Here is a 26,970-nt window from a genome sequence, read left to right as displayed (position 1 = left end):
TCGATCACGCCGGGCAGGGCGCGGCGATCTGCGCATCCAGATCGGCCCAGGCCGTCGGTTCGGCGGCCCGGACCTGGCTTGCCAACAAAGTCAGCAATAATGAAGCGCCCACTGCCAGGCGCGTGCAGGGCTTGTGATTCGGCTGCATGGTTGACCTGTTCTGTCAGTAGGTGAAAGCAATAGGCGGGTAATTGCCATTGAGCAGGTAGTCACCGATGGCCTTGTACTTGTAGGCCACGGCATCGTGGGTGGTGTGGGTCCGGGCGTTACGCCAGTGACGATCGAAGTTGTACCTCGATTGGGTGGTCGCCGCGCCGCCTACTTCGTAAAGGCGCTCGCAGACATGCAGTGAGGCACGGGTAGAAGCGATCTTGGCCTCGGCCACGGCAATCGAGGAGCGTGCCAGCAAAGCGTCCAGTTCTTCGCCGCTCAGCAGGCCCTGCAACTGGGTACGTGCGGCCAGATCGACGCTGAGCGCGGCCTTTTCAACCAGCGCTTCGGCACCATGAATCGCCGCTGAAAGATCCCCGATGGTGTGCAGGATGTACGGATCGTTACGGGCCTTGTCGACGCCGCTTTCGCGCACCGGACGCGAGCCATTTCGCGCCCAGTGCACCGCATCGTCCAGTGCGGCGAGGCCAATGCCGATATCGATGGAGCAGTGGATCAACTGGGCGCTGGCACCGACGTAGTTGCGCCGCTGATACCACTGGGCCAGAGGTATCACCTGCTCCGGTTGCACGATGACATTTTCCAGCAAGGTGCTGCCGCTGGCGGTGCTGCGCTGGCCCATGCCGTCCCAGTCATCGAGCATGGTGATGCCCGGCGTGTTGGCGGGCAGCATCACGTACAGCGCGTTGCCGTCTTCGTCCACGGCCTGGATCTTCAGCAGATCGGCGAACAGGCAGCCGGTGCTGTAGAACTTGCTGCCATTGAGAATCAGCTGTTCGCCACGACGCTCGAGCCGGGTATGGATTTCGCCGCGAAAGGTGCCGCTGCGCTCGGCGACCGCGCCAGAGGACAATTGCCGGTCGGCAAAGGCGCTGAGGTAACGGCGCTGCTGTTCCGGGTTGGCAATCAGGCGCAGGTGCTCGACGGTGGCGAAATGCGGGAACAGCGCCTGGGCCACGCAAGGGTCGGCCTTGCCCAGGGCGATGAATATCTGCGCCACCTGCAACTGGCTGATATCGCCGCCGCCAAACTCCGTCGGCACGCGGGCGGCACCCAGTCCCGATTCGCGGATCAGGTCGAGCTGGGCATAGGGCAGGGTGCGGTTGGCATCACGATCTGCTGCGCCGGGTTGAATGTGGGTAGCCAGTTCATGGGCCAGTGCCAGGTAATCAGTCATGTGCAACTCTCGAAAAGTGATCAGGGCGCATCGCGCAAGGATTGGCGTGAAACGCCGAGCAAAAGGATCAGTGTGCCGCTGGCCACCAGGGCTGCGACTATGTAGAGCGCCAGGCTGATACTGCCTGTGTTGGTTTTGATCGAGCCGATCATGATCGGCGTCAGCAGGCTGCTGACTTGTCCGCAGCAATTGACCAGCGCCAGACCGGCAGCCTTGGCACCGTCCGACAGGTAATAGGTGGGGATGGTCCAGAAAATCGAGGTGGCCACCAGATAGCCGCTGGTCATCACGGTCAGTACGGCAATGGCCGACCATGGGCTGAACAGCATTTGCGGCAGGACCGCCATGGCCAGTGCAGCAGTCAGACCGCCCAGCGCGAAGTGCCAGCGGCGCTCCTGATGCAGGTCCGAATGGCGACAGGCCCAGAGCATCATGCACACTCCGATCACATAGGGCAGGGCCGAGAGCAGTCCCAGGTGGCCGAGGTTGCTGACCCCCGAATCGCGGATGATCGACGGCGCCCAGATATTGGTGACGTTGCCGGTACACATGATGGTCAGGCAGTAGGCCAGGGTGATGAACCAGACCTTGCGGTCTTTCAGCGCTTCGACGAAGCGTTGATGCCCACCGGGCAGGCGCTGCTTGCGCTCATGGGCCAATGCGTCGGCGATGGCTCTTTTTTCGGCATCGTTCAACCATTTGGCGTTGGCCGGTTTGTCGTCCAGCCAGTACCAGGCGAAAAAACCGGCCAGCACTGGTGGAATGCCGGTGACCACAAACAGCCATTGCCAGCCGGTAAAGCCGCCAAGGCCGCCGAAGTGGCTCATGATCCAGGTCGACAACGGGCCGCCGATGATCCCGCAGACCGCAATCGCCATGATGAAACGTGAGGTTATCCGTGCCCGATGGCTGGCCGGAAACCAGTACGTCAGGTACAGGATCACGCCGGGAAAGAACCCGGCTTCGGCTGCGCCCAGCAGTATCCGTAGTACATAGAACTGCGCGGGCGTCTGGGCGAAGGCGGTAGCAATGGTCACCAGGCCCCAGAGAATCATGATCCGAGTCATGGTTTTCTTTGCGCCGAACTTCTCCAGCAGCAGGTTGCTGGGGATCTCGAACAGCAGATAACCGATGGAGAACACCCCGACGATGATGCCGAAGGTGGCGTCGCTGATGTTCAGGTCAGTCTTGAACTGCAAGTGGGCAAAGCTGATGTTGACCCGGTCCAGCCAGTTCAGGACAAAACACAGGAACAGGAACGGCATGATTCGCCACGCCAGTTTGCGGTACAGGCGTTGGTCGAAAACCACCTCGGTGTTTTCAGTGGATTGCGTGTCAGCGGGTACAGCGCCGGGAGTGCTCATCGGTCTTACCAGCTCACGTCAAGTTTGGCGAAGTAGTAGGCACCTTCCAGCCCGTAGGGCGAGTACCAGCTATAGGTCGGGTTGTCGGTCGGGAAGAAGTAGAAACGCTTGGCTTCTTCGTTGAGCTGCTGGGGCCTGCGATCAAAGATGTTTTCGCCGCCGACGGTCACTTTCACCGCATCGCTCAACCAGTAACCCAGGCTCAGGTCGGTGATGAGCGCCGGACGGATTTCCTCGTCGCGGCTGGCGGAAACCTGATTGCGACCGGTGACTTTCGAGTAGCGGGTGCCCTTGAGCGTCACGTCGAAGTCGCCCAGTTGCCAGGCGGCAGTCAGGGAGGTGACGTTCTTCGGATAGGCCGTGGTCAGGTTGCCCTGGCGATCACGCCCCACGGCGCTGACGCCGGTCCCGGCCAGAGCTTCGGGTTCCTTGATCTTTTCGATGGTCTGCAGACTCTGGTTGCTCAGCAGGGTCCATTTGGTCTTGCCGTAACGCCCCAGGTCATAGCGATAGTCGGCCACCAGATCGATGCCACGGGTGCGGGTGTCGGCCAGGTTGCCGAAGTAGGACACGATCTGGTTCGGATCCAGACCGTTGGCGGCCAGCAGGTTGGAAACTGCAGTGCCTTGCAGGTTGCTGGTCTGCAGGATGCGGTCCTTGATATCGATCTGATAAAGATCGACGGTCACGTCGAGGTTTTCCGTCGGCGTGGCGACAAAACCCAGGCTGTAGTTGGTCGAACGTTCGGGTTTCAGATCCTTGGCACCGAGTGCCTGGCCGGCAGCATCGTCCACCGTCACATAGCGGGTGATGGCTTGTTCCAGTTGGCCGGTCAGCGGGCTGGTGCGCCAGGCGGTCAGCGATGAGGAGTAATACTGTTGTTGCAGCGACGGTGCCCGGAAGCCGTTGCTGATGGTGCCGCGCACGGCAAACTGCGGTGTGAAGGCATAGCGTGTCGAGAACTTGCCGCTGCCGGTATCGCCAAAGTCGCTGTAATGCTCGAAACGCCCGGCCAGACTGACATCCCAGCGCTCGGTCAGACTCTGGCTGAGGTCGATATAGCCTGCGGTGTTGGTCCGCGAGTAGTTGTGCGCATCCTGCGGCGTGAAGCCCACCAGCCCCGGCGCGCCAGGGTTCGGGCGTTGCCCGGCCAGCGGATGGCCAACGGGGAATATGTAACCGCCGTCGGCATAGGACGCAGATTCGCCCGCTTCGATACCGAAGCCGTCGCGGCGGAATTCCAGCCCGGTGGAAATGTTCAACGGCTTGGCGAACAGGCCGGTATCGAAGCCACGGGTCAGGTCGAGGTTATTGGTCCACTGGCTGGCAATCAGATGACCGCCATCCATGTCACGCGGACTGTCCGGGCCCAGGGAAGGATTCAACGAACGCTCGTTGCGGGTGTTGGCATCGTTGCGGCCATAACTGGTGCTCAGGTCCCAGCGCCAGCCCAGCAGATTTTCATGGCGAGCGCCGAACACGGTCTGGAAGTCATCTTCTTCCACCACAAAGCGCGGCGAAAAACCGTCCGGGTACACCGAAACAATGTTCTGTGGCGAGTTGGCGGTGCGGTAAGTCCCCCAACTGGTGGAGTTGCGGTGGCTGAGGGTCGAGAACGAGTACAGGCTGATGTCATCGTTCAGAGGAAGTTCGGCGTTGTAACCGAAGTTGTAGGTCTGCGAGCGCGGCTGGCCGAGTTGCTGGCGATAGCGGCTTTCGCTGGTTTCCCGTGGGTCGGCGCTGCCGTTCTGCGGAAAGTAGATGCGGGTACGATCGGGCACTGCGCCTGCGACGTTGGAGCTTTCCTGGATACCGATATCGGCGCTGAGGCTGAAGAAACCGTCATTGGGCAACTCGAAGCCCTGATTGATCTGGCCCTGGCCGCGGGCACCGAAATTACCCTTGCCGCCGACCCGCTCCTTGTATTGCCCATACAGCGCGCTGGCACTGCCGCCGGAACGGTTGGTCTTGAGGATGATGTTGATCACTCCGGCGATGGCATCCGAGCCGTACTGCGCAGCTGCACCGTCGCGCAGCACTTCGACATGGTCCACTGCGCTGACCGGGATCAGGTCCAGGTCGGCGGGCGACTGGCCGCTTGAGGTGGCGGCGGTCTGCACGAAGATCAGCGAAGTGTTATGACGGCGTTTGCCGTTGACCAGTACCAGCACATGGTTACCGCCCAGGCCGCGCAGGGTCGCCGATTTGACCGACAGCCCCGTGCCACCGGTAAAGCCGGCGGCATTGGTATAGGACGGCACGCTGGCGGCCAGGGCGTCGCGCAGGTTTTGCTTGCCCGAGCGGGCCAGGTCGTCGGCGCTGATCACGTCGATGGGCGCAAGGCTCTTGGCCACGGTACGGCCTTCATCGCGGGCACCGGTCACGACCAGGGTCTGCAGGGCTGTATCAGTAGGGCTTTGGGCGGCGAACGCCAACTGGTTGGCGCAAAGACCCAGTGTCGCTGCGGTCAGCAGGTTCAGCCTGGGCTGGAAAGTCTTGGGGCGAGACATGGTGTGGCTCCGATTCGGGTGCCGCTTTCCATTCCTGGTGGTGGGTGTTCCTGACAGTACTGGCGAGGCGAAAAGTGTTGGTTATTGTGGTTATCGGTAAAGCATGACGTCCTGACGGGCCTGATCGACCAGCGCCATGTGCTGCTGAAGTCGGCTCTTTCTCTGGGCCAGCAGCAAAGCCTTGGTCCATTCCACCGCCTTGGGGGAGTGGGCGGCCAGACGTGATGCCAGCTCCAGCGCGCTGGCATGGGCGTCGTCCGCGAGCTGGTTGACCAGTCCCATGGCCAGTGCCTGGGAAGCATCGAACTTGCGGGCACTGAGCATGATGTCCAGAGCCGCCGCTTCGCCGATCAGCCCCGGCAGGGTGATGGCGCTGAAACCCGACAGCATGCCGTGCTGGACTTCCGGGAAGCTGAAACGGGTGTCATGCCGGGCAATGCGAAAGTCGCAATGAATCGCCAGGCTGATGCCCAGGCCCAATGTGTGGCCGTGCAGTGCCGCGATCACCGGTTTGTTCAGATCAAAGCCGACGCCTGGCAGGGCACGGGCGAGCAATGCGCTGCTCACGGCTTCGCCGGTGGCCTCGATTTCCTTGAGATCGGAGCCGGCACAGAACGCTCGCTCGCCCGCACCTCGCAGCACGATTGCTCGCACGCTCTGGTCGTCTGCGGCGCGCTGCCAGATCTCGCCCAGTTCGCGTTTGGCCTGGCTGTCCAGGGCATTCAGACGCTCGGGGCGGTTGAGAGTGACCTGCAGGACGCCTTCCCCAAGGTGTTGATACTCGACTGTCATGACTTCGATTTCGCTGAGTGTGAAAGAAAGACGCATTGCCTCTTGAGGTCCGCGTCAAAGTGGGGAAAACTTAATTGATGTTCATAATGCAAACAATATGTTTGTTATATGAACATATTCTTAGTGAGTCACTAATGGTTATAAAAAATGAAAGCGATAGTCCTGAAAGCCTTCGGCGGGCCTGAGCAACTGCAAGTCGAAGAAGTGCCTACGCCGCAGATCGGTCCGGGTGAAGTGCTGGTCAAGGTTCATGCGGCGGGCGTCTGTCATCACGATTTGCTGCACCGTGCCGGGCATTTGCCGGGTGCGCATACCGGCGTGGTACTGGGCCATGAAGTGGCCGGCGAGGTGGTGGAAGTCGGTGCAGGCGTTTTGCAGTTGGTGGTCGGCTCCAGGGTTGTGGTCTATCAGCGACGTTTCTGCGGCCAGTGCCGCGACTGCCTGCGCGGACGCCAGGATTTGTGTCGCGCACTGGGCCTGCCATCGGTGGACACCGAAGGGGCCTACGCGCAATACCTGCGGATTCCGGCGATTTCGGCCATCGAACTGCCTGACGGCCTGGATTACACCCTGGCAGCGTTGGCCTCCTGCCCGATTGCCACCAGCGTGCGTGCCTTGCACGGCGAGGCGGCACTCAAACCGGGCGAAACCGTATTGATCAACGGTGCCAGCGGTGGCTTGGGTGCGCATCAGATCCAACTGGCACGGGCGCTGGGTGCGCGAGTGATTGCCGTCACCGGCAGCGCCGCGAAGCGCGATTTTCTCCACGAGCTGGGTGCCCATGAAGTAGTGGTTTCCAACGGTAGTTACAGTGCCGAGGTCTGGAAGCTGACCGGCAAGCGCGGTGTGGATGTGGCGATGGAAAATCTCGGTCACACCCTTGAAGACACCTTGCGCAGCATGACCCTTGGCGGTCGTGTGGTGGTGCTGGGCAATGTCCAGCCGGGGAGCGTGCCGATTCCGCCTGGCTTGCTGATCGGTCGGCGGCTCAAGGTTCAGGGTTCGGGCAGTGCCACCGTGGAAGAGCTGCGGGTTGCTCTGGCGCTGATTCATGGCGGGCAGGTCCGACCGTTGATTGACCGGGTATTGCCGTTTCAACAGGTGAGCGAGGCCCATGCGCTGCTGGAGTCGCGCCAGGTCAATGGACGCATCGTCCTGAGCGGGTGGTAGCCATGGATATCAGTACTCTGCTGGAACAGGCAGCCCGAAAATGGCCAGACCTGCCTGCACTGAGCGAACCGGCCAGCGCCCGCAGTCTGAGCTTTCTGGAGCTTGACCGTGCCGTTACAGCATTCGGTCAGGTGCTGGAGCGGCTGGCTATCGAGCCCGGTGCCCGGGTGGCATTGCTGGCTGATGCCAGTATCGATTACCTGATCGCCGACTATGGCTGCATGGCCAACGGACGTGTCCGCGTGCCACTTGATCCAGCGCTGGCCCTCGATGAACTTCTGGCTCAATTGCGCGATGCCGGTGCGGCCTTGCTGTTGTTTTCCAGTCAGTACGCAGCGGTTGCCGAAGACCTGACGCTGGCAGGCATCTCATGCCGGGCTCTGGATTCGGTTATCGAAACAGCGCCTGCCGATATCGGGCTACGCGCCGCCCAAGCGGCCCAGGCCCTGGCTTCTCTGAACTATACCGGCGGCACCACCGGCGTGCCCAAGGCCGTCATGCACCGGCATGCCAGTCTTTGTGCGGTGTTGCAGAACATCGTGATGGGGCGTGGCGCTGTTGTCGGCGATGTGCTGCTCAATGTCCGTCCGTTGTGGCCCATTGCGGCAGTGGCGGTATTGGCGCATCTGCTCAGTGGCGGGCACGTGGTGCTGGGTGGTCGTTTCGACAGCACGACCTTTCTGCATCAATTGCGAGAGCAGCGGGTCGCCTTCAGTTCTCTGGTGCCGACTCAGTTGTTGCGTCTGCTGCGGGAAAACGGCAGCGAGCCTGCGCAATTGCCTGCTTTCAAGAGTCTGGATATCGGCGCAGCGGCCTTGACCGGTGAAGTGCTTGAAGGCTCTTTCAGGTTGTTCAGCGGGCGAATCAGTGTGCTTTACGGCATGACCGAGGCGCCCTGGAGTTGTTACCTTGCGGCTGCGCAAATGACTGCGTTACGTAATGCCGGAGAAAGCGCCGAAGGCGTGGTGGGGCGCCCGTTGTTTTCTGCGGCCATCCGTATCCATCAGCCCGATGCCAACGGTGTGGGCGAGATTCTGCTGGGCGGGCCGCAATTGATGAGCGGCTACTGGCAGCAGCAAGTCCGCAGTGCCGAAGTGCTGGCTGACGGCTGGTTGCGCAGCGGCGACCTGGGCCGGATTCGTGAAGACGGGCAATTGGTGGTGCTTGGCCGCTGCAAGGACATCATCCGCAGTGGCGGCAAGTCGGTGCAGCCCGGCGAAGTCGAGCAAAGCCTGCTGAGCTACCCCGGCGTCAAGGAGGCCCATGTATTCGGGCTGGCGGATATCGAATGGGGCGAGCAGGTGTGTGCGGCAGTGGTGGTCGATCCGGCCAATGCCCCCTCGTTGCCGCAACTGACCGAGCATTGTCGCGCCAGTCTGTCGCGGCACAAGGTTCCGCGACAGATCTATTTCATCGATGAGTTGCCGCGTTCGCACTACGGCAAGGTGCAGAAAAATCGCCTGCTTGCGGCGCTGGGGCCGCAGTTGCCGGTTTAAAGGTTGCCCAGTTGCGCGGCAATGCCTTCACAGGCGCGACGCACATGGCTGGCCAGTGGCGAGGCGGGATGGGTTTCATCCTCCATCGCCAGGCCTGCCACCACCACTGCTCCCAGGGCCATGCCTTTTTCGAGGCGGATCGGAAAGGCCACGGACGACAGGCCCGGCTTGAACTCGCCATGGCCGAAAGCAAAATCCTGCTGGTTGCGGATCTGCTCCAGTGCGCGAAGCACTTTGGCATAACGCTCCTGGCCCAGAATGTTCAGCGCCGCTTTTTCACTGTAAGTGGACAGCACGGCCCGCCCGCTGGGGCTGCCATCGATGGGGTACTGATCGGCCAGGTCGACGATGACGTTAAGCGGTGTGGTCGGTGTCCACATCCGCTCGATCAGCACCACCTGATCGCCCACCGGTATCGATAGAGAAACGATTGCCTGACGCTCGCCGATCACCCGCTGCAGTTCGATGGCATAGGGCAGGGCGATCTTGCGCAGGTTCATGCGGTTCAGATAGGCCGCCGAGTAGATCAGGCTCTCGGGACCTATGCGATAGGTCGCCCCCTGGGACTCGATCAGGCTCCAGTGGGTCAGGGTCTTGAGCAGACGATGGATGGTGGAGCGGTCGATGCCGGTCAGGCGTGCCAGATCCAGCGCACTGGCACCGTTCTTGAGGCCGGCCAGGGTTCGTAGCAGAACAATCGAGCGGTCGATGACCTGAACGCGCCCGCCGCCAGCGTTTTCCTTGCTGCCGTTGAGTGCGGGGTGAGTCGAAGAGATATCCATCGTGGCAGTGTTTTCCGAGAGCATTTTGATCGGCAGGCGCGACATGCTGGCCTGACCGGTCGCCAAGGTTAGCCGTGATCGGATGCCGGGTGAAGAGTCAACTGACGTTGAGTGGAGTTTATGCAAGGCACTGGCTGCCGGTTTATTTGCGAAGCGTTTAGATCAAATATTCATTTGGGTTATGAGCATAAAACCTGTGGCGATATCCATTGCGCTATATCTGTTGCTGAAAAGTAATCAACGGATGCAATAACAGTCATTTGTCTTTTATTGCAGTTCAGGTGCGGGTAATTGGCGCAAAACCGTTTGTCCCGACAGCATCCGGTGCTGTTTTGCCAGCATCTTGCCGTGTGTACGCTTGAGCCTAGAATCGGCCCCCATCAGCTCCACACCCTATCGTCAAATTGAAGAGGACTTTCACCATGATGAACGCGATGCAGATGCCAATGAGCGCCAACATGCCGATGATGCCAATGATGGGCATGCCGATGATGATGGCAACCATGACTTGCACCATGGTCGAAGACGGAATGATGTGCACCATGAAGCCGGCGGCTGGCATGGACATGGCCATGTTCAAGAACAACGCCGAAATGATGCAGATGATGATGAACTGCGGCATGCCGGTCATGATGCAGTGCGCGAACATGTCGATGATGTGCATGTCCGAAGCGGCCATGGCAATGTCCATGAACATGCCGATGATGGGGATGTCGATGCCAATGATGGGCATGCCGATGATGAAGTGCATGATGGAGTGCACCATGATGGCTGACGGCATGACCTGCAAGATGATGCCGATGCCTGGCATGAGCATGGACATGATGAACAACTGCTGCATGCTGATGATGAAAATGATGAACGACTGCAGCATGCCGATGATGATGAGCTGCAATGGCATGCCAATGATGTGCTGCACCTGCTGATCCGATGCCGGGTGCCGCGAACCTCAGTCGCGGCGCTCGGGGTGGGTCACCACCAGGTAGGCCACCGCCTCACTGTCTACCGGATTGCGGTAGCGGTGGGGCTGGTCGGCATAGAACATGATCGAATCGCCAGTGGAAAGCAGGAAACGTTCCTCATTCACACTGATCTCCAGCGCACCTTGCGCGACCACCAGATTCTCCTGCACGCCCGGACCGTGCTCGGCGGAATATTCCTCGCCCAGCGGGCTGATCCGTAACTCATAGAATTCAACGTGACGCGATGTGTCGTACGGGTAGAGCGCCCGGCTGACAAAGTCGCCGCTGGCACTGACCAGGCGTTTGCTGTCGCGCGCCGGCAGGACGGTCACACCTTCGCATTCGCGGTTTTCCAGAAAGGCTGCAACCGAAACCCTGACACCCTTGGCAATCTTGAACAGTACCTTGATCGAGGGCACGCTGCGCCCGGACTCGATCTGTGCCAGCATCGCCCGGCTGACCCCGCTCAATCTTGCCAGAGCATCCAGTGACAACTGGCGTTTGCTGCGCAGGCGTTGCAGGTTCTGAGCGACACGGGAGCCGATGAGGTCGTCTTCGTTGGTGGCCGTCTCTTGGGCAAGGTCCAGAGGTGTATCAATCGATGTCGCCAGAAAACGGTCCGATGTCGTCATGGCGTCAGGCTTGGCGAGGTGTTTTCGGCGACGCGAGACCTTCGCTTCCCGGTTGTATCGCAATCCCTGCCTGATGCGCGTACATCGCCCACATCAGACGGCCCAGCTGCTGTGCGTGCCTGCGTTTGCGATACAGGCTCAAGTCGATGATCTGTTCTGAGTGGCTCATGGGGAAATCCTTGTTTGCGAAGCTGGGCATGGGTTGAGACTAAGGGCTTTTTTATAGAACGATAAATACTTTGTTTTCATGTGTTGATTCGTTTCTGGAATAAGAAATTTCAGCGCTGCCTGCATCGATACTTTGCATATCGATGCAGGCCGATCACGCTTTCGATTACAGGTCGTAACGCACGCTCAGGGTGATGGTGCGCGGGTCGTTGACTGCGTAGTACGCAGTGCTGCTGGCCGCCGAATAGGCGATGCTTTGCGGGTAGGCGCGGTTGAGCAGGTTTTTTACCGCCAGGGTGGTGGTCCAGTGACCGTCGCCACTGCTGTAACTGGTGTTGGCGTTCCAGAAACTCTGCTGGGGGACTTCGTAGATATCGCCATTCACGGCGTTGGCGTAGGACTTGGTCTGGAACTGCCAGTCGGTGCCCGCCACCAGAGCGCCAGGCACATTGACCGGCACTGTCCAGTTCAGACCCAGCGAGGCGTTCCAGCGGGGTGCGAAGACCATCCAGTTGCCATCGGCATCCACGCCCGCACCGGCGGCGTTCTTGAAGTCGTCGTACTGGGCCTTGAGGTAACCCAGATTGGCGGTCAGGGTCAGGTCGCGGTTGAGCAGCGCGGTGTTTTCCAGCTCGACACCGTAACTGTGGGCGCTGCCGACATTGGTGCGCAGGTTGGCGCTGATGGCCGGATCCCAGGCGTTGGTCTGCAGGTCGCGATAATCGTTATAGAACACCGCGATATTGCTGCGCAGGCGACCCCCGAGGTAATCGCCCTTGAAGCCGGTTTCATAGGTAATCACGTTTTCCGGTTCGAAACCTTGCAGAGCAGCGGCCTGGGTCGGTGCGCGGTTGTCGAAACCGCCCGCCTTGAAGCCTTTGGCCACGTAACCGTATTGGGTCAGGCTGTCGCTCCAGGCGTATTCCAGGCCCACTTTCGGACTCAGTGAAGCCCAACTGTCGCTGGTTTCGGCATCGAAGTTGAGGCCGGTGATCTCACGTGCAGTGGTGATCCGGTAATTCTTGTAATCGAAGTTCTTGTGTTCGCTGGTGTAGCGCAGGCCGGCGGTCAATGACAGGCGCGGTGTCAGTTTGTAGTTGCCCTGGCCATAGAGCGCGTAGCTTTCGGTGTCGGTGGTGCTGTACTGGCCGCTGGCATTGACCCGGTCGGCAGCGACCGAATAGGTCAGGCTGTCGCGTTCGGCGCGGAAGCGCTCTTTATACAGGTAGACACCGAGGGTGTAGTTGAAACGCTCGTAGTCGCCATTGAGCTGGAATTCCTGGGTGGCGTAGCGCTGCTTGTAGTGGATCAGGTTGTTTTGCACTGGCGCGGCGTTACCGCTGTTGGCTTCGCCGGAGTTGTCGTAGTCCACCGGTTGATCGAAGGCCGACCAGCCGGTGACCGACTTGAAATTCAGGTGTTCGTCGAAGGTATAGATCGCCCGCAGCACGGCGCTGCCCTGATCGAGGCGGTTCTTCGGGTCGAGGCTGCTGTAGGTCTTGAACTTGTCGAAACGACCGGTGGCCGGATCGAAAGGCGTGTAGCTGGTGGTGTCGCCACGGTCAAAGGTACCCGCCAGGGTCAGTTGCGTGTCCCATGGCGAGTCCAGCGGGGCCAGGCGCAACTTGCCGCGATAGGACTGGATGTCGACATTGTTCACATCGGTATCCCGGGTCCGGTTGCGCACCGTGCCGTCGCGACTCAGGCGCAACGCGGAAAAACTGCCGAACAGGGTGTTATCCACCAAGGGGCCGCTGATCAGCAGGCGGCTGCTTTGCGCGTTGTAAGTCCCTGCACCGAGCTCGACGAAACCACGGGTTTCCTGGTTCGGGTCGCGGGTGATCACACGAATCGCCCCGGCTGCGCTGTTGCGGCCATAGAGCGTGCCCTGGGGGCCGCGCAACACTTCGACGCGCTCGACATCGTTGAAATCAAGCATCGAGGAAATCGCCCGGGGGATATACAGATCGTCGGCATACACCGCGACGGCCGCTTCCTGGATCGGATCGGTTTCACCGATGCCGCGAATACCGTAGGTCTGCGCACTGTAGGAGATCGACTGTCGATTGAGGGTCAGGTTCGGCACCCGGCCGGAGAGGTCGCGGATATTGTTGATCTGCTGGTCGCGCAGAGTGTTTTCGTCGAAGGCGCTGATCGCCAGCGGGGTTTTCTGCAGGTTTTCCTGACGGTGTTCGGCCGTGACAGTGACGCTGGGCAGGCGCTCTTCCGGCAGCGGGTCGCTGGCGGCGAAAGCACTCAGGGGCAAGGACAGCAGGATCGGGGAAATGCGGTAACGCAAGGTCGGTTGGGCCATGGACGGAGTACCTGACAGTCAATATGCTCGGTTGGTGTGTTCAACCTGCAGCCGTCCACGCAAACGCACGAGAGCCGGGGAGGGTGCAGGAGTCCTGTGCCTCCGCCGGGTCGGGGTCGGTCAGTCTGTAAAGGGGCAGTGCTTTTTCAGGGGGTGGTCGGGGTTGTAGCGAATTCAGTAGCCGCGCTGGTGATCCACCAGATTGTTCAGGGGCAAGCCCTGGCGGTAGCGCTTGAAGTTCTCGACGAAATCGTCGACGAAGCCGCGAATGCCGTCGGTGGACAGTGCGCAGGTATGCGGCGAGATCAAGACCCGCGGGTCGCTGTACAGCGGGTGGCCTGCCGGCAGTGGCTCGGGCTCGGTCACATCCAGTGTGGCGCGGCCAATCCATCCTGCTTCGAGTGCTTCGAGCAGTGCCTGCTGGTCGAGCAGTCCGCCACGGGCAATATTGATCAAATGCAGGCCGGGCCTGGAACTGGCCAGTACTTCACGATTGATCAGGCCACGGGTCTGTGCTGTCAGGGGCGCAGCCAGCACCAGATGGTCGGATTCGGCAAACAGATGATGGAGGTTTTCGGCTGCTTCTACATGGGGCAGTTCTTTCAATGGCTGATCGGGCCGGCCAAGGGCAATGACACGCATGCCCAGCGCCGCAGCTTTGGCCGCCAGGCTATGGCCGATGCTGCCCAGCCCGAGAATCCCCAGGGTACGGCCACGCACCGGTTGCAACTGGCTGAAGTTCCAGTCGTCATCCTTGACCCAGATGTCCGGCAGTCGCTTGGCTGCGCAAAAAATGGCTGCCAGTGCGAACTCGGCGACCTGTTCGGCATTGCTGCCCTTGCCGCTGGTGACCGGTGGTCCCTGAAACAGCCAGTCGGGATAGAAGTCGATACCCGAAGACACCAGTTGTACCCAGCGCAACGACCACGGCCAGCCACGCGGCGGTTCATCCACGCGTCGACCACGCACATTGACCGGACGCAGGATCACCACATCGGCACGCTCGGCATTGAACTGATCGGGCGTCAGGTCCAGTATCCGGTGGCCGGGTAACAGTCGACGGATCGATTCGTTGGTCTGGGCATCCAGTTGGCTGGCGATCACGCTGACAGTGCTAGCAGGAGGTTGATTCATCGGGTACTCATCACAGGAAACACGGAGAGCGCCCGATCCGGGCGCTGTTATCCCGCCCAGGTGGGGGCGATGCTTATGACCGTATTCTTGGTAATTCCTGCTGTAAAATTCTTTTTTGGTATAAGCTAATGGCAATAATTAAAAAATTACGCATATTAGGATATGACTAAAATGCATTTCACTGATTATTGACTTGCCGGTACAGTCATTCTCCAGAACCTGACCACAGGCTGCCTCAGCCACGGAGAATGTCCGCGATGCCCCCTTTTGCAAGAATCCTGGCGCTTGGCGCCGCCCTGCTGCTGGCAGGCCCCACCCTGGCCGAGCAACGTATCGAACTGCGCATCGGCGACCAGAAAGGCAACATGCGCGCTCAGTTGGAAGCCGCTGATGCTCTGCGTGATCTGCCTTATGACATTCGCTGGGCGGAGTTCCCGGCCGCTGCACCGCTGGCTGAAGCCTTGAATGCCGGGGCGGTTGACGCTGGCATCATCGGTGATGCGCCGCTGTTGTTCGCACTGGCTTCCGGGGCACAGGTCAAGGCCATCGCTGTAGACAAGTCCGACGCCTACGGCACGGCAGTGCTGGTCGAGCCCAGGTCGTCGCTGCAAATGGCGGCGGACCTCAAAGGCAAGCGCATCGCCACGGGGCGCGGCTCGATTGGTCACTACATCGCCCTCAAGGCTCTGGCCAGCGCCGGTTTGAGTGAGAAGGACGTGGAGTTCCGTTTCCTTGGTCCGGTGGATGCCAAGGTTGCGCTGGCCAATGGTTCTGTCGATGCCTGGGCGACATGGGAACCCTACACCGCGCTGGCTGAACTCAGTGGTCAGGGCAGGGTGCTGGTCAATGGTCGCGGGCTGTCCAGCGGCAACAGTTTCCTGGCCGCTACCGACAAGGCACTGGCCGACCCGGCCCGTCGCGAAGCGTTGCAGGATTATCTGGTACGACTGGCCGATGCACAGGTCTGGGCGTACCAGAACCTCGACAGCTATTCAAAAACCCTGGCGCAGATTATCGGCTTTCCCCAGGAGGCAGCGCGCCTGCAATTCGAGCGTCGCAAACTGCGCTGGCAATCCGTGGATGCCAAGACCATCGCCGAACAACAGGAAACTGCCGATTTCTACCAGGCCCATGGCCTGATCGCCAAGCCACTGGACGTCAAGCCGACCTTCGCTACAGGTTTCGTACTGCCTGCGGCTGATGCGGTGACGCAGAATCCTTGATCTGTTAAAGGGCTCAACCTGTCGGCATAGGAGGCTCTGGCGTGTCCCTGACACTGCGCTATCGCGCCGCAAACAGGGGACGGTGTAGGAGCGTGCTTGCCCGCGATCGAGTGCGCTGCGCTCGTAAAATCTACGACTGCTACGCAGTCGATCGTCGGAGTGCCGCTCAGGGCAAGCGCGCTCCTACAGAAAAGCTCTGTAATTCATGATGTTGCATTTTGGATGGGAGCGAATTCACTGGGGTAGGGGCGGCTGTATTCCCTGCACGATGTAAACGTTGGTTTTTCCTGCCTTGTGGCGGATCGGCTTGAGCTCTTCATAGGCTGGCGAGCTGTACCATGCTCGGGCCTGCTCAATGTTGTCGAACGCGATGACGATCATTCTTCCCATGGGTTTTTCACCCTCCAGAGCATCGATTTCTCCACCGCGCACGATGAAGCGTCCGCCAAAGGGTTTGAAAGTGTCTTCTACCCGATCGCTATAAGGTTTGATGGCTCCCGGTATGGTGGGCTCGAATTCGGCGACGTAGTACGCCATAGATCCAGGCGTTTGAGCGAATGCTGCACTCATGGCAAGACTGGCAGCGGCCAGCATCAGACAGGCAAGCTTTTTCATGATGTTCTCCCAGTGATAATCCGCACGATGGTTTATTTCACGCTCAATTGGACCGGTGTCGTCTCGATCAGCTTGCGCGAGACAATCATCGTTCTGGTTGCTTCTACATAGTGTTTGAAATGTGCTGAGGCGATATGGGCCTTGTAGGCCTGCTCGTCGGCGTAGATTTCAAAGAAGTGGAGCTTGTTGGACTGTTCTTTCTCGGCCACTGAATAAATGGCGATCACGCCCGGTTCGTCCCGTGCGGAAATGTCCATCTCTTCCTTGACGATCTGCGAGTAGCGTTCCAGTTGCTGCGGGTCGATCTCAAGCTGTGCGACGCGGACCACCACCGAAGGCGGAAGCTGTTGGGCGCTGGCCCAGCCCGATGCGAGCAGGCAAAGCGTCATGGAGCAGGTGGAAAACAGACGGCGAAGTTTCATGGTCGATCCTTGATGTCATGGCTGGGGTTATGGATTGGGCGATTCAAAAGAGCATCATTTCCGGCAGTCGGTTCGCCAGCACGTCGATGAAATGGCGAAGCCGCTTGGGCATCTGCCGCATCTGCGGCCAGACAGCGTGACAATCCATGGTGGTGGGAGGATGGTTTTCCAGAAGCTGGACGATTGCGCCCGACCGTAGACGATCACGTATCAGCCAGGAAGGCAGCCAGCCGATACCCATGCCGGCCTCGACCGCATCGGCGATTGAAGACAGATCGTTCAGCCGGATGCGCGGTGCAGGGGACAAGTTCTTGAGTTGCCCATCCATGTCGAAAACCGGCCAGGTCTGGGTGTAATCGCGTCGGTGATACAGAACCGCCTTGTGATCCATCAACTGCGCGATGGTGCGTGGATGTCCTTTTTCCGCCAGATAAGCCGGCGAGGCACACAACAGTTTTTGTTGTACGGCCAAGTGCTGGGCTTGCAGGCCGTTCAACTGCGACAGTGGGCCAAAACGAATCGCCAGGTCGAAGCCTTCAGCGATCAGATCCATCGACTGATCGGACAGATGCAGATCAAGTTCCAGCTTTGAGTGCTCGCGTGCCTGTTCCATCAACAACGGGGTCGCACAGTGTTGCCCGAACAGGATGGGCATGGTGATGCGCATGCGACCGGCAATCTCGTGCAGGCCTGATTCGATCAGGGATTGGGCTGAACGGACTTCGTCCAGTGCACGCAGGCAGTGTTCGTAATAGAGCTGCCCATCCTCGGTCAGACTCTGGGTTCGAGTGGTGCGATGGAACAGCCGCACCCCCAGCCGCTCCTCCACTCGGGCAATCGCTTTGCCCACCGCTGAGCGCGTCAGCGATAACTGCTCGGCAGCACGAGCAAAACCGCCTGCATTGACGACCTCGACGAACAGGGCAACGCCATCCAGAGGATCTCTCATGAATTCTCGTCTCTCAATTGGTGCCTGTGGTTCTACTTTAAGGAGAATAAATATCGGCAATGGTGATTATTACTCTACTATAAACTTCCTTCCTGAGCTATTGGTGCCTTTACGGAGCCAGTGCTGCGACCTGTCAGCGTCGCTTTCCTTTCTATCCATGGCTTAAGAAGGACTCATGAATCATGTTGATTTCTATCGTTTATGACAGTGGCTGGGGCCACACCGCCAGGCAGGCTCAATATGTGGCCGAGGGCGTGCGCCGGATTGAGGGTGCCGAGGCCCGCTTGATCGCGTTATCCGAAGGTTCGATAGCCTGGGATGTCCTTGAGGCAAGCGATGCAATCGTTTTTGGTTCTCCCACCTACAACGGTTCGCCCAGTGCCCGCTTCAAACAGTTTTGCGAGGACTCCACCCGGCATGCCTGGAATGACTTGAAGTGGGGCAACAAGGTTGCCGCCGGTTTTACGAATTCGGGTGCGCAAAACGGCGACAAGCTGCATTCGCTTATTTCCATGGCGTTGTTTGCTGCTCAGCACGGGATGCTGTGGGTAGGGCTCGACCTGAAGCCAGGTAACAGCACCAGCAAAGGCGGCGAGCAGGGACTCAACAGGCTGGGTAGCTGGCTGGGCGCGATGGCGCAATCCAATAGCGATCAAGGGCCGGATGACACACCGCTCAAGAGTGATCTGGAAACCGCTGCCTATCTTGGGCAGCGCGTTGCTGAAACCGTGCTCCGCCTTCAACCGCTCTGATCTGGTACTTCAACAAGCGAGCTTTCCAATGAAATTACTTTGTCTCGATGTTCCACAACCTGGTGCCAGCCCGGAAAAGTACCAGCCCCACCTGCTGGATGAAGTGCGTCACGCCTGGCAGCTCTACAAGAACGGCATCGTGCGCGACTTCTACTTTCGCCAAGATCGCCCCGGTGTTGCGCTGATTGTCGAATGCGAATCGATTGACGCGGCACGACAAGCACTGTGTGAGTTTCCGTTGGCTGAGGCCGGGCTTATCGATTGGGAAATCATCCCGCTGGGTCCTTTCACTTCTTGGGAAATGCTTTTTGAACCAGGCAATACCGAGCGGCTGATCTGACTGAAAGGAGAAAACCATGCTGCAAGACATCAGCAACAAGGCGGTTGTCATCACCGGGGCCAGCAGTGGCCTGGGCGCCGAGACGGCACGGCATCTCGTGCAGGCCGGGGCTAAAGTTGTGCTCGGGGCACTACGAGCACAATGCGATTCCTGCCAGCAGTTTTGATCGAGGAGGGGATGGACATGATTGATTCAAGTCAGCCATCCCCTCCAGGCCACCCGCTGCTTGTGAGGATTGCGCGGATCGAGGTTGATCCCGCAACACAGGCTTTAGCGCATCTGCAGAATGATCACATTGCTGCTGGCCGGATTGGTCCGTTCGCGAAGGTCCTGCACATCCTTCACGCCGACCGGCCCGCCCTTGTTACCCCATGAAGTGCGGATAAAGGTCAGCACATCTGCAGTTTCCTGATCGGAAAGCTGATTGCGGAACGGAGGCATGCGGTAGGCATCCGGTACGCCATTGGCCACGATACGTCCCGACCCGTTCAGGGTGACGTTGATCGACGAGGCATGTTCCTTCGCCAGTGAGGATGAGGCTCCGGCCAGAGGCGGGACCCATTCTCCCTGGCCACGCCCGTCCGAACCGTGGCAGGAGCTGCACTTGGCCATGTAGGTGCGTGCGCCCGGGACCTTCAACTGTTCGCTGACCGTCAGGTTGGCATTGGATTTTGCATCGTATTGCCATGGTTCGCCGTCACGCCTGGCATCTCCTGGCAGTGACTTGAGGTAGTGGGCAACGGCCTTGAGGTCTTCATCGGTCATGAACTGCGTGGAGTTGTTGAACACGTCGGTCATCGAGCCGAAGACCACAGCATGCTGATTGCGACCTGTCTTGAGGAAGCGTGTGATGTCTTCCTCGCTCCAGCGGCCAAGCCCGGTGTTTGGATCGTTGCGCAGGCTGGGTGCATACCAGCCATCCAGAAGCGCGCCGGAAACAAATGCCGGGCTGCGCTCGTCCAGGGCTTTCTCGTTCATGGCAAGGCCACGCGGCGTGTGGCAACTGCCGCAATGTCCGGGACCTTGCACAATGTAGGCACCGCGCAGCCACAACGGGTCTTTTGCGGTTTCAGCCTTGATATAGCTTCCGGAGTCGGTAAAGACCGCGTTCCACAACGCCAGGGGCCAGCGCATGTTCAGCGGCCACGGGATTTCGCTTGGCTGGTTTTCCTGCCTGACGGGTTTCACGCCTTGCATGAAGTAGGCATAGAGCGCACGAATATCATCCTGGCTGAGCTTTTCATAAGACGGATAAGGCATTGCCGGGTAAAGCCGATGGCCATCACGGGCCACGCCCAGCCGCAGTGCCCGGTCGAACTCCGCCAGGCTGTAGTTGCCGATGCCGGTTTCCTTGTCGGGGGTAATGTTGGTGGCAAAGATCGAGCCCAGGGGCGTGGCCATTTCCAGACCGCCCGCAAAAGGCGCGCTGTCCGGTGTGCTATGGCAAGCCACGCAATCGCTGAGCCGGGCCACGTATTCGCCACGCTGAATCAGCTCCGTCGGCGCTGCCTGAGGGCTGGCCACGCCGTCGAAGGGTGAGGCGGGTGTGCGGGTCACGAACCATGCGACACCTGCTGCCGCCACGACACACACCGGCACCAGGACGGCAGCAACTTTCTTGAATCTGCTTGTTGTCATCTGTGATCCCTGGGCCCGAGTCATGCTTGTTGGTCTTTGAAGGTGTACCGAGACAGCGGCATGCTGCGAATCCGCTGGCCGGTCAGCCGGGCGACGGCATTGGCCACTGCTGGCGGAACGGCGGGCAGCGGCGGTTCGCCGATGCCACCCATTTTCGCGCCGCTCTCGATGATCTTCACATGCACGCGAGGCATGCGATCAGGTGGCAGGATCGGGTACATGTCGTAGTTGCGGGCTGCGGGGATACCGTTCTCGTAGACCGCTTCTTCAAGCAGGACCTGCGAAAGACCCAGCGCAACGGCACCATTGACCTGGGCCTCGATAATGCCCGGATTGACGATGCTGCCCGGATCGATGGCCTGCCAGATGTCGTGCACCTTGACTTGGCCATTCTTGATCGAGACTTCCGCAATGACCGCCGCTTCTGTGCCGAAAGGCGATGCCATGGCCACGCCACGGGCTCGGAGAGTGCCATCCTCGGCCTTGAACGGACCGCGCTTCCAGCCACCGGCCAGATCGCCGACCGCGCGCAGCAGGTTGGTCAACCGCTCGTTGTCTTTGAGCAAGTGCAGTCGCAGCTCGTAAGGGTCCTGACCGCCCTTGTCCGCCAGTTCGTCAAGGAAGGTTTCATACAGAAAGTCGTTCATCGAGTTGCCGACCGAGCGCCAGTAACCCAGCATGACCGGACTCTTTACATACAGTTGGGCAATCCTGCGATTGGGGATCGAATAGACCTTGCCTGCCAGTCCTTCCAGGGCGGTAGGGTCGATTTTTTCTCCCTGTTTGTTACTGATGCCTTCGGTTGGGCCTTCGGTTGCGCTGACCGCTTCCAGTGCGACAGGCATGCCCTTGGCATCGAGTCCGCCACGGAAACGAACGACGGCCATGGGGCGTAGCACATCGCGCAGGAATTCTTCTTCGCGACTCCAGATCAGTTTGATCGGACGCCCGACTTCCTTGGCCAACTGGATGGCCTGAGGGTAGGGCGAGGCACTGTTGTAGAGGAAGTGTCTGCCGAAGAAGCCACCCAGTACCGGGGAATGCAGCTTGATCTGCGAGGGCTCAAGGCCTGTTCTCTTGGCCACATCGGCCAGGAACATGTCCGGTGCCTGGTTGGGCAGCCACAGGTCCAGTGTGCTGTCCGGGTTGAAGCGCGCCAGCGCGGAAGGCGGCTCCAGCTGTGCATGATGAACAAACTGGCTGTAATAGGTGGCGCTGACAACGGTATGAGCACTGTCCAGAGCCTTGCCGGCTTCGCCTACAACCTCGTCGTCCTTGCCGGCACCGGGCTCATTGGCCAGTCGCTCGCTGAACGCCGCGGTGGAGAAATCCGCCGGCATGTAGCGCAGATCCGAGTCTGGTCCTGGTTCCTTCCAGTCGACCTGTACCGCTTCCACCGCGCGTTTGGCCGTCCACCAGCGCTCGGCCACGACGGCGACGGCACCCGGCAGACGATGCACGGAGTGAACGCCTTTCATGGCTTTGATCTGGTCTTCGTTGCGGATGGAACCGACCGTCAGGCCGAGTCGCGGCGCGTGCTGTACGGCCGCGTGGAGCATGTCATCGACACTGCAATCGATGGTGTAGAGGGTCTTGCCTGTAGACTTTTCGTAGCCGTCCAGACGTTTTACCGACTTGCCGATCCAGCGGAACTGGCTCGGATCCTTGAGTTTGACACTGTCCGGGTCGGGGACCGGCAGGTCCATGGCGCGGGAGGCCAGTTCGCCGTAACTCAGCGTCCTGCCCGAGGCCGCATGAACGACCTGTCCGGGCTGGGTGGTCAATTCGCTGACCGGTACCCCCAGTCGTTCCGAACCTGCCTGCAATAACATTGCCCGCGTCAAGGCACCGAGCCGGCGCATGGTGGGATAGCTCATGCGTACCGACATGCTGCCGCCAGTGATCCGCATGCCGTTGCTCAGGACCACATACTCGCTGCCGGGAGAGGCGTTCTCCACGATGAAGGTGGCCGGATCTGCGTCCAGTTCTTCACCGACAATCTGCGCCATGGCGGTAAAAATGCCCTGGCCACCTTCGATGAACGGACTCTGCAACCGGATCGTGTTGTCCGGACGAATTTCCAGAAAGGCGGGGACCCGTGTACCCGGAACCTCTGCTGCCACTCGGGCCTGGGCACGGGCCTGGCCCATCGGCAGACCGAAGCCGAGAACCAGGGCACCTGCCATGGTGCCGGCCGATGCCACCAGAAAACGCCGCCGAGAAATGTTGACCGCTTCCCCTGTCGGAAACGCCTCGCTTGTGTCGGGACTGTCCGCCAACTTTGTCATTATGATTTCCTCTGGATTCCATCCCTTTCAAGACGCATCCACGCTCAGGTTCTGATCACGATTGTTGAAGCTCGATGCCGAGGTCTGCGCCTCGTGCAGTGCTCAAGACTTGCCGGGAGTCGCTGCCGGTTCGAACAGCGCGACCTTTTCTCCAGCCACTTCATGCACCGCTGCATTGATGAAGTTGTAGGTGCCGCAACGGCACAGGTTGATCATCGCGGCACCGATCTCGGCATCCGAAGGATGGGCGACCTGCTTGAGCAATGAGGTCGCGGCCATGACCTGGCCGGACTGGCAGTAGCCGCATTGCGGGACCTGATGCTTGACCCAGGCAGCGACCACTCGCTTGCCCACGTCATCTTCTTCGATGGCTTCGATCGTGGTGATCTTGCGTCCGATCACACCCTGGACCGGCACGACGCATGAGCGTGCGGCCACGCCGTCGATCAGTACGGAACAGGCTCCGCATTGAGCGAGGCCACAGCCGTACTTGGTTCCGGTCAACCCGAGTTCGTCGCGAATGACCCACAGCAACGGGGTATCGCCTTCGGACTGGACCTGATAGGTCTTATCGTTAATCTGCAATTCCATGATTATCCAGCCATCTCGTGAGGGAATGCCCTGGGGTGTTATCTGCGGGCCAGGGAGCAAGCGTTTCACTTGCACAATACTGCTGAAACGGTAGCACGCTATTGAGCACCCTCAATTGCGTATGGTTTCTAGGCCATATGAGCGGGATTGATTAATAGGCTTCGATTACGCACATGCTGAGGCCAGGTGCTGGCCACAGCAGTTGCCTTGAACCCCAGAATCAGGCGCTGGCCAGGGTGGTGTTGTCGATCACGAAGCGGTATTTGACGTCGCCCTTTAGCATGCGCTCATAGGCCTCGTTGATCTGCTCGGCACGTATCAGCTCGATGTCCGAGACGATGTTGTGTCTGGCACAGAAATCCAGCATTTCCTGGGTTTCGGGGATACCACCGATCATGGAACCGGTGATCGAGCGGCGCTTGAAGATCAGGTTGAACACCTCTGGCGATGGATGCGGTGAGGCGGGGGCGCCGACCAGCGTCAGGGTGCCGTCACGTTTCAATAGCGCCAGAAAGTCATCAAGGCTGTGCGGTGCGGCCACGGTGTTGATGATCAGGTCGAAGCTTCTGGCATGGGCAGCCATTTCTGCGGCGTTGAGAGAGACCACAACTTCGTCGGCGCCCAGTGCTTTCGCCGCTTCACGCTTGGATTCCGATGTGGTGAACGCTACCACCTGTGCGCCCATGGCATGAGCCAGCTTGATGCCCATGTGACCAAGGCCACCGATACCGACAATCCCGACTTTCTTGTCGGGGCCGGCCTGCCAGTGGCGCAGCGGCGAATAGGTGGTGATCCCTGCACACAGTAGCGGTGCAACGGCGGCGAGTTGTTCTGCCGGGTGACGGATATGCAACAGGTAGCGCTCGTGTACCACGATCTGTTCCGAGTAACCTCCGAGTGTCCAGCCGGGGGCGTCTGGAGTCGGGAAGTTATAAGTGCCGATCATGCCGTCGCAGTAGTTTTCGAGGCCCGAATCGCATTCTTCGCAATGCTTGCAACTGTCGACAATGCAGCCGATACCGACCAGATCGCCCAACTGGAAGCCTTTCACGTGCTCGCCGATTGCGGATACACGCCCGACAATCTCGTGGCCCGGCACGCAAGGAAACTGAGTCCCGGCCCATTCGCCCCGCACCTGATGTAGGTCGGAATGGCAAATACCGCAATAGGCGATATCGACCTGAACGTCATGAGCACCCGGAGCGCGACGAGTGATTTCCAGTGATTCAAGAGGCTTGTCGCCAGCGTAGGCGCCGTAGGCTTTGACCGTCATGGGTTCTCCTTTTCATGAGTGCATGAGCCCTTTGCGGGCTGAGAAGAACAGTCTAGAGGCGCAGAACCCATCGATAAATTGCGTCAATCTGCATGCGGACATGAGCCGGATTGGATAATGCCAAGCACTTGGAAATATGGCTCATGGCCCTATATTCAGGATTACCAAAAGCAGATGCTTTATCCCTGACAGCAAAGGAGTTTTATGCAGGCCGAGCAACTGAAGAAATTTCTTGAAGCGAAAACCACGTTTTCATTTGGTGATGCTACGACTCCCTACACGGCCAGTGATTTCTGGGGCTGGGCATTTTCCAATATGAATGTGCCGGTCTTGCGCGGTGTTTTGATCGAGTATCTGGTTGCCAAGAGCCTGATCGCGAAGTGTGGCGACATTGTTGGGGATACGGTAAGAACCCTGACGACTGATAACCCCAAAGAAGGCGATCTGACTCGAAGCATTGAAAAACACTATCAAGTACAGCCCCATGGTGATGTGTTTGACCTGCAATTGACCTGGGGCGTGACCCTGGAGATCAAGAGCACGGCGTCTCCCCAGAACTGGAGTCTCAAAAAGACTTGTCGGTGGAACATCATGGAAGACAAGAACCTTTCCGAGCAGGTTTTCCCCGCACAGTTCTACATCCTGGCGCATATCAACTCCGACTCAAGTTTCAATGAAAACGACCTTGATCTGGGAGCGGTGACTTTTCATGTCCGCACAGGACGTGAGCTGGATGCCTTGACCGGGACTAACCAATCAATTGGCTTCAACAGATTTGTAGGTGATGAAAGCAAACGTCCTGGATGCCGGTTTGAGGAACTGGCAGGCGTCCTGTTGAAGTTGCAGACCGAGCGTTTGAGACTCGTGCGAGAGAACATGCTTGCGGACTGGAAGCAGGATCCGGCACCGGGCGAGCAAGAGGAAAACCTTTTGCCTCTGGCCATTGAGCAGGGTGAAGCGGTGCATCTCTTCTGGTGTAAGCAAGTGGAGCTTGATAAAGGGATGTGGCGATGCGTCCCCAGAGGGCTTATCACATCACCTTGGCGACCAGACTTCACCCCCGATTGGCGTGACTGGGAGGCTGCAGGTTTTTCGTATGTGCCCGAGGTGAAAGCCAAGGACAACGCTGAGGCTGTCCTGGCCAATCAGGACGATTGATGTCGGTCGTGCGTTTACCTGACTTTAATGACCACCTTGCCTTTTGAACGCCCCTGTTCCACATAACTCAGAGCCTCTGCTGCCGACTCGAACGGGAAGGATCTATCTATCACCGGCTTGATTGCACCGGATTCGATCAGTGTGCTGATTTCACGCAGTTGGGCACCATTTGCCTGCATGAAAACGAATGCATAGCTGACGTCGAATTGGCGTGCTTTCCTCCTGATGCCATAGCTCAGGAGGCGCATGATCTGCTTTAGTCCCCAAGACAATTTCTGCTCGTCAGCGAACAGAGGCGTCGGTGGCCCGGAGATGGAAATGAGCTGGCCACCGGGCTTCAGAACCTTGAGCGATTTATCCAGAACGTCGGCTCCCAGACTATTGAGTACGACGTCATAATCGTGCAGCTCGCTCTCGAAACTTTGCTGCTTGTAATCGATGACAACGTCCGCCCCCAGCTCTTTCACCCACTGGACATTGCTCGTACTGGTCGTTGTGGCAACAAAGGCTCCAAGGTGCTTGGCAAGCTGAATGGCGATGGTTCCAACGCCGCCTGAACCGGCATGTATAAGTACTTTCTGTCCTTTCTTTACCCTGGCTGTCTCGACCAGTACCTGCCAGGCCGTCAGAGCGACCAAAGGGATAGATGCTGCTTCCTCCATGCTTATGTTCTTGGGTTTCAGAGCCAGTGAGTCTTCCTTGACGCAGATAAGCTCGGCGAAGGTGCCGATTCGCTCCTGAGGAGGACGCGCATAAACCTCATCACCTGGCTTGAAGTGCCGCACACCAGCCCCTGTACGAACCACAACGCCAGCCAGATCGTTACCCAGCACCAGTGGAAAGGAATACGGCAGGATCAGCTTGAATTCACCTTTCCTGATCTTGGAATCCAGAAGATTGACGCTTGTGGCATGCACTTGAACCAATACGTCGTTGGGCCCCACTTGCGGGTCGGGTAACTCGGCAAAACGTCCGCTGTGCTTGCCGTAGCGCTCAATGAAAAATGCCTTCATGTTGATTTGGCTCTGTGGATTGGAAATCGGGCGATC

Annotated in this window: 25 protein-coding genes and 1 pseudogene; 8 read left to right on the top strand and 18 right to left on the bottom strand. The window is 59.2% G+C overall.

Annotation, left to right across the window (positions count from 1 at the left end; genetic code table 11):
* Positions 1–4: 4 nt before the first annotated feature.
* From JSY17_RS25660 to JSY17_RS10540, 5 genes are all read right to left on the bottom strand, one after another.
* Complete coding sequence (locus JSY17_RS25660; RefSeq protein WP_232849391.1) at positions 5–148, bottom strand: hypothetical protein; 144 nt, start codon at positions 146–148, stop codon at positions 5–7.
* A 15-nt stretch (positions 149–163) separates the two neighbouring features.
* Positions 164–1,348: an acyl-CoA dehydrogenase family protein gene (locus JSY17_RS10555; protein ID WP_117183190.1), complete on the bottom strand. Its 1,185-nt coding sequence runs from the start codon at positions 1,346–1,348 to the stop codon at positions 164–166.
* A gap of 20 nt (positions 1,349–1,368) precedes the next feature.
* On the bottom strand, positions 1,369–2,712 hold the full coding sequence (locus JSY17_RS10550; RefSeq protein WP_117185510.1) for an MFS transporter: 1,344 nt from the start codon (positions 2,710–2,712) through the stop codon (positions 1,369–1,371).
* Between the two features lie 5 nt (positions 2,713–2,717).
* Complete coding sequence (locus JSY17_RS10545) at positions 2,718–5,222, bottom strand: TonB-dependent receptor plug domain-containing protein (RefSeq protein ID WP_206401700.1); 2,505 nt, start codon at positions 5,220–5,222, stop codon at positions 2,718–2,720.
* Between the two features lie 90 nt (positions 5,223–5,312).
* Positions 5,313–6,050, bottom strand: a complete 738-nt coding sequence (locus JSY17_RS10540) for an enoyl-CoA hydratase/isomerase family protein (RefSeq protein WP_232849390.1) — start codon at positions 6,048–6,050, stop codon at positions 5,313–5,315.
* Between the two features lie 111 nt (positions 6,051–6,161).
* On the opposite strand from JSY17_RS10540, the gene JSY17_RS10535 reads away from it, so the two are divergent.
* Positions 6,162–7,184: an alcohol dehydrogenase catalytic domain-containing protein gene (locus JSY17_RS10535; protein WP_117165546.1), complete on the top strand. Its 1,023-nt coding sequence runs from the start codon at positions 6,162–6,164 to the stop codon at positions 7,182–7,184.
* Positions 7,185–7,186: 2 nt separating this feature from the next.
* Complete coding sequence (locus JSY17_RS10530; RefSeq protein WP_206401698.1) at positions 7,187–8,680, top strand: class I adenylate-forming enzyme family protein; 1,494 nt, start codon at positions 7,187–7,189, stop codon at positions 8,678–8,680.
* On the opposite strand, the gene JSY17_RS10525 is transcribed toward JSY17_RS10530, so the two are convergent.
* Positions 8,677–9,507 (bottom strand): IclR family transcriptional regulator, encoded by an 831-nt coding sequence (locus tag JSY17_RS10525; protein WP_232849389.1) that lies wholly within the window; start codon positions 9,505–9,507, stop codon positions 8,677–8,679. The two genes, JSY17_RS10530 and JSY17_RS10525, sit on opposite strands and share 4 nt — an antisense overlap.
* A 377-nt stretch (positions 9,508–9,884) precedes the next feature.
* On the opposite strand from JSY17_RS10525, the gene JSY17_RS25655 reads away from it, so the two are divergent.
* Positions 9,885–10,388: a hypothetical protein gene (locus JSY17_RS25655; protein WP_162880450.1), complete on the top strand. Its 504-nt coding sequence runs from the start codon at positions 9,885–9,887 to the stop codon at positions 10,386–10,388.
* 23 nt (positions 10,389–10,411) lie between these two features.
* Here the strand turns inward: JSY17_RS25655 and JSY17_RS10515 are convergent, their stop codons facing one another.
* The 4 genes from JSY17_RS10515 to JSY17_RS10500 all read right to left on the bottom strand — a co-directional run bounded on the left by JSY17_RS10515 (position 10,412) and on the right by JSY17_RS10500 (position 14,672).
* A complete protein-coding gene (locus JSY17_RS10515; protein ID WP_117165543.1) occupies positions 10,412–11,056 on the bottom strand; it encodes a helix-turn-helix domain-containing protein in 645 nt (214 codons plus the stop codon).
* A 4-nt stretch (positions 11,057–11,060) separates the two neighbouring features.
* Positions 11,061–11,225, bottom strand: a complete 165-nt coding sequence (locus tag JSY17_RS10510; protein ID WP_206401696.1) for a hypothetical protein — start codon at positions 11,223–11,225, stop codon at positions 11,061–11,063.
* A 165-nt stretch (positions 11,226–11,390) separates the two neighbouring features.
* Positions 11,391–13,538 carry a TonB-dependent receptor gene (locus JSY17_RS10505; protein ID WP_206401694.1) on the bottom strand — a complete coding sequence of 716 codons (2,148 nt, stop codon included), beginning with the start codon at positions 13,536–13,538 and terminating at the stop codon, positions 11,391–11,393.
* 174 nt (positions 13,539–13,712) lie between these two features.
* The gene (locus JSY17_RS10500) at positions 13,713–14,672 is read right to left on the bottom strand and encodes a D-isomer specific 2-hydroxyacid dehydrogenase family protein (RefSeq protein WP_200979733.1); all 960 of its coding nucleotides are present in this window, start codon (positions 14,670–14,672) and stop codon (positions 13,713–13,715) included.
* Between the two features lie 257 nt (positions 14,673–14,929).
* Between JSY17_RS10500 and JSY17_RS10495 the strand changes: the two genes are divergently transcribed.
* On the top strand, positions 14,930–15,895 hold the full coding sequence (locus JSY17_RS10495; RefSeq protein ID WP_206401693.1) for an ABC transporter substrate-binding protein: 966 nt from the start codon (positions 14,930–14,932) through the stop codon (positions 15,893–15,895).
* A gap of 234 nt (positions 15,896–16,129) precedes the next feature.
* On the opposite strand, the gene JSY17_RS10490 is transcribed toward JSY17_RS10495, so the two are convergent.
* Genes JSY17_RS10490 through JSY17_RS10480 form a run of 3 tightly spaced genes read right to left on the bottom strand, consistent with a single transcriptional unit; the run spans position 16,130 to position 17,881 of the window.
* Positions 16,130–16,510, bottom strand: coding sequence for a DUF1330 domain-containing protein (locus JSY17_RS10490; RefSeq protein WP_201015930.1), 381 nt, complete (start codon positions 16,508–16,510; stop codon positions 16,130–16,132).
* A gap of 32 nt (positions 16,511–16,542) precedes the next feature.
* Positions 16,543–16,932, bottom strand: a complete 390-nt coding sequence (locus JSY17_RS10485; protein ID WP_206401692.1) for a putative quinol monooxygenase — start codon at positions 16,930–16,932, stop codon at positions 16,543–16,545.
* 43 nt (positions 16,933–16,975) lie between these two features.
* A complete protein-coding gene (locus tag JSY17_RS10480; RefSeq protein ID WP_206401691.1) occupies positions 16,976–17,881 on the bottom strand; it encodes a LysR family transcriptional regulator in 906 nt (301 codons plus the stop codon).
* Positions 17,882–18,060: 179 nt separating this feature from the next.
* Between JSY17_RS10480 and JSY17_RS10475 the strand changes: the two genes are divergently transcribed.
* From JSY17_RS10475 to JSY17_RS10465, 3 genes and pseudogenes are all read left to right on the top strand, one after another.
* The gene (locus JSY17_RS10475; RefSeq protein ID WP_200979864.1) at positions 18,061–18,633 is read left to right on the top strand and encodes a flavodoxin family protein; all 573 of its coding nucleotides are present in this window, start codon (positions 18,061–18,063) and stop codon (positions 18,631–18,633) included.
* Complete coding sequence (locus tag JSY17_RS10470) at positions 18,587–18,973, top strand: superoxide dismutase (RefSeq protein WP_232849387.1); 387 nt, start codon at positions 18,587–18,589, stop codon at positions 18,971–18,973. The genes JSY17_RS10475 and JSY17_RS10470 overlap by 47 nt, the downstream gene beginning before the upstream one ends.
* Positions 18,974–18,989: 16 nt before the next feature.
* Positions 18,990–19,109: pseudogene (locus JSY17_RS10465) on the top strand (SDR family NAD(P)-dependent oxidoreductase); the annotation flags it as partial.
* Between the two features lie 134 nt (positions 19,110–19,243).
* Here the strand turns inward: JSY17_RS10465 and JSY17_RS10460 are convergent.
* From JSY17_RS10460 to JSY17_RS10445, 4 genes are all read right to left on the bottom strand, one after another.
* Complete coding sequence (locus JSY17_RS10460) at positions 19,244–20,611, bottom strand: c-type cytochrome (RefSeq protein ID WP_206401690.1); 1,368 nt, start codon at positions 20,609–20,611, stop codon at positions 19,244–19,246.
* A 20-nt stretch (positions 20,612–20,631) separates the two neighbouring features.
* A complete protein-coding gene (locus JSY17_RS10455; RefSeq protein ID WP_206401689.1) occupies positions 20,632–22,899 on the bottom strand; it encodes a xanthine dehydrogenase family protein molybdopterin-binding subunit in 2,268 nt (755 codons plus the stop codon).
* A gap of 102 nt (positions 22,900–23,001) precedes the next feature.
* The gene (locus tag JSY17_RS10450; RefSeq protein WP_117165529.1) at positions 23,002–23,490 is read right to left on the bottom strand and encodes a (2Fe-2S)-binding protein; all 489 of its coding nucleotides are present in this window, start codon (positions 23,488–23,490) and stop codon (positions 23,002–23,004) included.
* A 220-nt stretch (positions 23,491–23,710) separates the two neighbouring features.
* Positions 23,711–24,763 (bottom strand): NAD(P)-dependent alcohol dehydrogenase, encoded by a 1,053-nt coding sequence (locus JSY17_RS10445; RefSeq protein ID WP_206401688.1) that lies wholly within the window; start codon positions 24,761–24,763, stop codon positions 23,711–23,713.
* A gap of 204 nt (positions 24,764–24,967) precedes the next feature.
* Here JSY17_RS10445 and JSY17_RS10440 point away from each other — a divergent pair, with 204 nt between their 5' ends.
* Positions 24,968–25,921 (top strand): hypothetical protein, encoded by a 954-nt coding sequence (locus tag JSY17_RS10440; RefSeq protein WP_117183201.1) that lies wholly within the window; start codon positions 24,968–24,970, stop codon positions 25,919–25,921.
* A 14-nt stretch (positions 25,922–25,935) separates the two neighbouring features.
* Here JSY17_RS10440 and JSY17_RS10435 read toward each other — a convergent pair whose 3' ends face one another.
* Positions 25,936–26,934, bottom strand: a complete 999-nt coding sequence (locus tag JSY17_RS10435) for an NADP-dependent oxidoreductase (RefSeq protein ID WP_206401776.1) — start codon at positions 26,932–26,934, stop codon at positions 25,936–25,938.
* Between the last annotated feature and the right edge of the window lie 36 nt (positions 26,935–26,970).

It is taken from the genome of Pseudomonas capsici (assembly GCF_017165765.1).
Taxonomy (GTDB): domain Bacteria; phylum Pseudomonadota; class Gammaproteobacteria; order Pseudomonadales; family Pseudomonadaceae; genus Aquipseudomonas; species Aquipseudomonas capsici.
Note: the sequence above shows the minus strand (reverse complement) of the source record. Positions and strands in the feature narration are given on the sequence as shown.